Here is a 6,432-nt window from a genome sequence, read left to right as displayed (position 1 = left end):
TCGGCTCACCCCGATCGAGTTTGAGACAATAAACCGGCCCGCAGTCGCGGCCTGAAAGACCAAACCCACGAGTCAACCAAACTCGGGGCAGTCCCGACGATTACTTCGCCCTCGGCTGCCTTGGTTTCACGTTCTGGAACTGGCCTCCGTTCCGGCCGGACTTCGTTGCCGAGTTCGGTCGACGTCTGGGCGGTCACCGCACTGCGCTGGTCGAGGGCAAGCTTTGAGCCGGGGTTGGACCTGCTGGTCAACTCTGGTGTGTCGGACGATCTGATCTGCCGAGGGTCGGTTTCTGGCGTTGCCGGTAGGACTCGCCTTCGACGACGAGTTCGTAGGCTGCCGATTGCAGCCGGTCCATCGCCGACTGCGCCAGCAGCGGGTCGGCCATCATGGTCAGGATCTCCGGCGGTTCGCGGTTGCTGGTGATGATCGTGGAGGCTTTGCGGTGGCGTTCGACGATCAGCTCGTAGAAATCGTTGGTCTCGACCGCTTCGAGCCGGTGCAAGGCCAGGTCATCGAGGATCAGCAGGTCGACGCGGTGCAGTTTGCGCATCTCGTCTTCGTAGCTGCCGTCCAGGCGTGCCCCACGCAATCGTTTGAACAGTTTGTCGGCGCGTTCGGTGTGAACGGTGTGGTGGCGGCGGACCGCGATGTGTCCTAATGCGTTGGCCAGGAACGTTTTTCCGACTCCAACCGGCCCCATGATCAGGACGTTGTAGGTGTCGGCGAGGAATCGTAGTGAGGTGAGTTCGGCCCAGAGTTCGCGGTCGAAGGTGACTGTGGTTGAGTCGTCCCATGCTGCCAGGTGCATCTGCGGGTCCAGGTGGGCGGTTTTGGCGCGGCGTTGTTCGGAAGCCCGGTCGCGGCGGGTGACCTCGTCGGCGAACAGCATTTCCAGGAAGTCGTGGTGCGGTAGCCGGTTCGACCGCGCGAGGGCGAGGCGTTCGGGGAGGGTGTCCAGGAGTTGGCCGAGCTTGAGGCGGCGCATCAGCGACTTCAGCTCCGGGGTGACCTCGATCGGTTTGACCGCCGGGGCGGCGGCGGGACGGCGGGTGGTGCTCATGAGTGCCTCCTGACCGCGAAATCGGTAGTGGAACGGACGAACCGGGAAGGCGCCGGTGGCGGCAGCAGCGTCAGCTGCTGGGCCGTGGTGGCGCGGGTGAGCATGCGGTCGATGACGCCGACGTCGACGACCTCGGCGTCCAGCGCGCGGCGGCAGGCCTCATCGACGGTGTCGGCGCCGTGGCGGCGCACCAGCCCGAGCAACCGGTAGACCTGCCGCATCTTCGTCCAGGGCAGTGGATGCTCGAGCACGGCCGCCGCATAGGCGCCGACATGCCCGCCGTGGTCGAATGCTTTGCGTTGCAACGTAGTCAGGTCCCGCATCGCATAAGCGGTCAATTCCGACGGCAGGTCCGCAGGATCGGTCTGCCGGCGACCGGGCCCAACCTTGGGGTGGACTTTGATCAGCTCACCACGAAAGTAGAGCTTCACCGTCTGCGAGTCGACACGAGCGGACAGGCGCTGCCCGACCAGATCACCAGGAATGCTGTAGAGAGCCTGGGAGATCTGAACGTGCCGGTCCGGTGCGACCTTCGGATTCACCCAGGTCGGGATGTCGAAGACGTTATCGGGCAACGGTTTGAGCTTCGGTGCCTCGTCGGTGGCGAACACTTCGGCCGGACGCAGGCGCGTGGTGCCATGTATTCTCATCCCCGCGGTCTCTCGGCACCACCGCTGCGCGCGTTCCCGACAGTCCTCGAGGTCCCGGAATTGTTTTCCCGCAAAGAAATTCGACCGTGCATAAGGAACGCAGCGTTCGACGCGTGGCTTGTCCTGCGGGCTGCGGATCCGCGCCGGATCAACAACGAACCCACGGGACTCGGCATATTCGCGGAACGAATCGTTCAACCGAGGATCGGTCGCGTCGGCCTTATCGACGATGGCCTTCATGTTGTCCGGAATCGCGACGGCGAACACGCCATCGAAGAACACCCACGCCGCTTCGAACCCGGCGATGACGTCGCCCAGTGTTTCCCGGTAGGTGGGGAAGACGAACATGTGCCGCGAATACACCGCGGTGAAGATCAACCCCTTCACCACCCGCCGGCGGCCCTCGACATCGGTCAGCAGCCCCAGCCGCCCGAAATCGACCTGTACTTCCGCGCCGGGTTCGCAGTCGGCCACCCGCACGGTCGTGCGCCGCTTCCCGAACCCCAATTCCGCCTGCGCGTAACGGTTCAATGTCCGATACGACACCACCACACCACGGCGGGCGAGCAGAATATGAATCTTGGTCAGGGTCAGGCCCTGATCCAGCCACTCCTTGATCTGCTCGGACTGACCGGCGAGAGTTTCCCACGCATCGCTCTTACCGTTCGGACGTGACCGACGAACCCCGGCGATCACCGCCGTCAGCAGCTCATCGGTCAACTGCTCCACACCCTCGTCGCGGTCCACCCCACACGACTGCGCTCGCTCGACATACCGGCGCACCGTCTTGCGGTCAGTGCCCGACAGCCGGGCCACCTCCCGCAACCCGCGACCCTGCAGCCACAGCCGCAGCATCTGTCTGATCTCGATCACCGAAACCTCCCGGTAGCTCATCTGGCCAATACAGCGGCCGAGCAACCGGAAGCCCCGAAGCCACGCCGGGTGGTCCCATAACTGGCAAAACCGCTAGTCAGGTGGTCCCATCAGTGGCAAACGGGTGGTCCCATCCTCATGGCAAAACCGGCTCCGAAGTGGTCCCTTCCTCCTGGCAGCCGACAACGCTCAGCCCACCGTCCAGCATGCGCCCGAGTTCGACGAAACCGTCGAGCAGCATCTGCGGGCTCAGTTCGGGAGCCCACGGCCGAGATTGGTCCGGTGTGTGTCGGGTCTGTTCCCAGCGTTCGACCGATTGCTCGACCGCTCGGTGCAGTAGCGTTGCGCGACCTTTCGGCAGTTCTGCATCGGGGGTGTCGGCGCAGATCAGAGCGAGTAGTACAGCCAAGAGCGGTACTTGGAGCAGATGATCGTGTTGTTCGCTCGCGTCCTTGATCCAGGCACGGCGGGCAGCCAGCCACGCGTCTCTATCGGATTTCGGCACCCGCGCTTGGGCGCAGGCGTCGAGGATCGCATCTACTGTCGCGCTGAGATCTTCTGGGGGGGCGAGTTCGGCGCGTGGCAGCCCGAGGCGGGCAGCGGCGCGCTCTGCGTTGCCGCGGGTCGCGAGAATGAATCCAGTGGTCGGGGGAAGAGCCTTGAGAAGGTCTGAAAGTTGCTGGGCCATCCACGGAGCACGCGAGCCGCATTCGTCCAGGCCGTCGCACAGGATGATGGCGTGTCCATGGTCGACGGCGTTGGTCAGATGCTCGGCAAGTGGTGCCCGCTGGTCGGCGGCAACGAAATCCGCGATCGCTCCATCGACCATTCGGGTGATGGTGATCTTCTCGGGCTGTCCCTCAAGCAAGCGTGGCAACGGGACTCGGATGGGAATCGGGGCATGAGGATGCGTCGCGCAATGGGCAGCAATCTCCCGTAGCGCGACAGATTTGCCGGCGCCGGGTTGACCCACGAGCAACATGCGTCGCCACCGCCGGATATATCTCAGCAGGTCGCTGCTTTGGCGTGAATCTTCGACTCGGACTCGCATGCCTGCGAGGAGGTTTTCGACGGTGATGGGTGGAAGATCGTCCGCGAGCAGGCTCAGATCAACTCGTCCTGCCCTGGAGGCGATCTGTTTCAGGTAGGCGGCGACAGCGGCTCGACGAGCGGCGATTCTGCCTCCCGCCGCACCTTCCCAGTCGGGCGTGGGCGCCAGGCCGGCGGCAGCAAGTGCAGTCACCCATTCTTCGATGTCACTGCTGAGGGCTTTGCCAGCTCTCTGGTGCAACAGATCTGCAAGAACGGCAACTGCCTGGGGGCCATTCCGGCCGCCTACGATGGGATCCATCATCGCCGCCTGCACGGATCGGGCTTCGCCTGTTTCAGTCGCTCCCGAGACGGTGAGCACTCGTGCTCGGTCGAGGACCAGGTCGCGAACCTCGTCAGCGATTAGATCGGTCAGCACACGGAGCGTATCCCGCTCTGCTTTGGTGTCCATCGGTTGCCCGGCTCGGTGCCGCCGAAGGACGTTGAAGAGTTGCCGCGCGGAACCGGTGAACTCCTCGCCCGCGATGACGAGCAAGTCTCCCTTACCGAGTAGCGGGGCCTGCTCGACCCAGCCAGCCACCGTCTTTTTCAACGGAACGCCCGCGTTTACCGCTCGCTTGGCCGAGATGAACGCACGACGCCCGTCGGAGAAGGTCACACGAATGTCATCGGTGGGGTCGGCGGTCTCGAAATCGAGCCGCACTGGGTAGACGTTGTCGGGAAGCTCCAACCCTGGGATCGGGCGGCTGGCGAGACCGAACACCGCGAGGTAGGTGGCAACGACGTTGCGGAAGACGCTGCCGACCTCGTTCGCCTGACCCGCACGGCTCGCCACAGCCTCCCCTTCCCGTTTCATCGGTCCGCAGCAGACCAGCGGATAGTGTGGCATACCCGGCACACGGAGTCCGAGGTGATGCGATGGTTTTCCCTTGGCTTTCGCGGCGATTACGGTCACGCGCCTGCCGCTCGGTACTTGCGCCGGTGGGGCACTCGACTTCTGGAGTGCGTACACATCACCCGCTCGATCGCGCCGCCGACTCCGACAGCGCCGCGGCCCCTGACGGAACGCCTGGCTTATTTTCGTCAATGCCGGCTCCGCAGCCTTCCCGGCTGTTCCTCGCTAGGTATGGCCAGCGTGATGCACTTGGTTTCCCTCTCCGCCGCCGTGCCCACCGCGATTCGAAGTGTCGGGGTGTACCGGCTGCGACGTCTGGCGGTACCGCCACCGCCACGCGCTGAGGGAATAGCGACAGCCTGCTGTTCTTTCCCCGGAGAACGCGCCTCTACTGCGGCTCCTCGGGCCTGGCTCGGATTCGGCGGCCGAGTTTGTGCAGGTAAGCCACCAATTCGGGTGTGAAAATCCATTCCAAACTTCGCGTAGATGCGGGTCAGATGCGCAGGCATGAGCTGATCAATCAGCAGTGGCGGACGGTGGAGTCGTTGATGTCGGCCTCGGCGGTGTCGGGGATTGCCACGGGTCGATGATCGGCGTGCTGTTAACGGGCTGCTCTGTACGGCGTCCGGCGCCCGCTTCATCGGCGAAGAGCGTTCCGGCAGCCGTGCCCAGGTGCTTGATTGAGCAGCGCCTGGAGGGGATGCCGGAGGAGCAGCTGAACCGAGTCATGCTGGCTGAACGCAACCTGCTCGGCGCCCTCGGCCGCGAGGTGTTCTGCCGGATGAACGGCCTGTTCCAGTTTCGGGCGAAGTGCTTTGACTACCACGCCCGGCTCACTGTGGACGTCGTCGGCCTGCCGCGCTGAGCGACGCCCCTCTCAACGTCACGATCAAGTGCCGCAGCACCTCTGCGGGGCTGCGGTGGACGGAAGCTGGTGACTTGGGAAGCAAGTCAGATGTCGTGATGGAGTTCGATGCGGGTCCACCGGTTGGGGGGAGTGAATTGGATTGCGTGGTCGCCAGCGACCGTGATCACGGTGTCGACCCCGTTTGGAAGCGATAGAGGCTCGGCTGGGACGATTCGGAGATCTTTGAAGTCTTCGGTCAGGGACCGGGTCAGGGAGAATCCGTCGATGGTTTGAGGAATGACGAGTACCCCGCACCGGACTCCCGCTTCCTCGTACAGGGACGCGACCATGTTCGAGGAGTTGGTGTCGAGCCAGTTCTGGATTCGGTCTCGTACTGCTCGGTCGATGTTGAGCGGGCGGCTATGCCCAGCGAGGTAGCCGGCCAGCAGGATGCCTGGGCCGATCTCGGAGCTCTCGAAAGTGCTACAGCTGCCGCCGTGTAGGAGCGCCGCGATCTGCCACTGTAGTTGCCGTGGCGCCGTGAGGGCATCATCAATGCCCTGACGTTCGAGTTCGAGCAGGAGCGGTCCGAGACGGATTTCGAGCTTTTGCAGCGACAGTGTTCCATTGTATGCGGAGCGTTCGCCGGTTGCGGCTGTGGCGTCCGGCATCACGAACCACGTCTTGCGGAGGCCGGAAACCGGCAGAACGACATCGTCTTCAATCTTTTTGGTGTACGTCGCGCGGAGCTGTTCGAATTGTCCGTGCTTGACCGCTTTGACTTCGACTGCTGTTTTCGTCGATCGGTAATCGACTACCGGGCCAGGTCGCTCGTTCTCGCACACGCGTTCCAGGGCGTCATCGCCGAGCAACACTGCGGCGGCGGACCTGCCGATGTGTTCCTCAGAACTCTCGTTAGCGCATCGAGGGTGCGCGCATGCACTCATTGCGGGGGTCCGTTCGCGAGTAGGTGTGCGAGGCACGAGCGGCGGTTGAGGGCTGTATGTCAGACGGCTACGCGCCTTCGTAGCACGGCGTATATCGAAGTGGGTAA

General features: G+C 63.8%; 5 protein-coding genes. 1 reads left to right on the top strand and 4 read right to left on the bottom strand.

All coding sequences use genetic code 11. The annotated features are described in order from the left end of the window. Positions 1-247: 247 nt before the first annotated feature. From ACIA5H_RS35275 to ACIA5H_RS35265, 3 genes are all read right to left on the bottom strand, one after another. Positions 248-1,063, bottom strand: a complete 816-nt coding sequence (locus ACIA5H_RS35275) for an ATP-binding protein (RefSeq protein ID WP_397080406.1) — start codon at positions 1,061-1,063, stop codon at positions 248-250. Continuing rightward, positions 1,060-2,586, bottom strand: a complete 1,527-nt coding sequence (gene istA / locus ACIA5H_RS35270) for an IS21 family transposase (RefSeq protein WP_397080404.1) — start codon at positions 2,584-2,586, stop codon at positions 1,060-1,062. Before istA ends, ACIA5H_RS35275 begins: the two co-directional genes overlap by 4 nt. 136 nt (positions 2,587-2,722) lie before the next feature. Continuing rightward, on the bottom strand, positions 2,723-4,591 hold the full coding sequence (locus ACIA5H_RS35265) for an NACHT domain-containing protein (RefSeq protein ID WP_397080402.1): 1,869 nt from the start codon (positions 4,589-4,591) through the stop codon (positions 2,723-2,725). 526 nt (positions 4,592-5,117) lie between these two features. Between ACIA5H_RS35265 and ACIA5H_RS35260 the strand changes: the two genes are divergently transcribed. Further along, positions 5,118-5,396: a hypothetical protein gene (locus ACIA5H_RS35260; protein ID WP_397080400.1), complete on the top strand. Its 279-nt coding sequence runs from the start codon at positions 5,118-5,120 to the stop codon at positions 5,394-5,396. Positions 5,397-5,482: 86 nt separating this feature from the next. On the opposite strand, the gene ACIA5H_RS35255 is transcribed toward ACIA5H_RS35260, so the two are convergent. Beyond that, positions 5,483-6,253 carry a hypothetical protein gene (locus tag ACIA5H_RS35255; protein WP_397080398.1) on the bottom strand — a complete coding sequence of 257 codons (771 nt, stop codon included), beginning with the start codon at positions 6,251-6,253 and terminating at the stop codon, positions 5,483-5,485. Positions 6,254-6,432: the final 179 nt, after the last annotated feature.

It is taken from the genome of Nocardia sp. NPDC051900 (genome assembly GCF_044452545.1).
In the GTDB taxonomy this organism is placed as follows: Bacteria; Actinomycetota; Actinomycetes; order Mycobacteriales; family Mycobacteriaceae; genus Nocardia; species Nocardia sichangensis.
The sequence above is the reverse complement of the archived record's forward strand: the minus strand, read 5'-3'. Positions and strand labels throughout refer to the sequence as shown.

Coding starts and splice junctions, on each gene's coding strand:
- ACIA5H_RS35275 (WP_397080406.1), bottom strand. CDS start 1,063: ATGAGCACCACCCGCCGTCCCGCCGCCGCCCCGGCGGTCAAACCGATC.
- ACIA5H_RS35260 (WP_397080400.1), top strand. CDS start 5,118: ATGATCGGCGTGCTGTTAACGGGCTGCTCTGTACGGCGTCCGGCGCCC.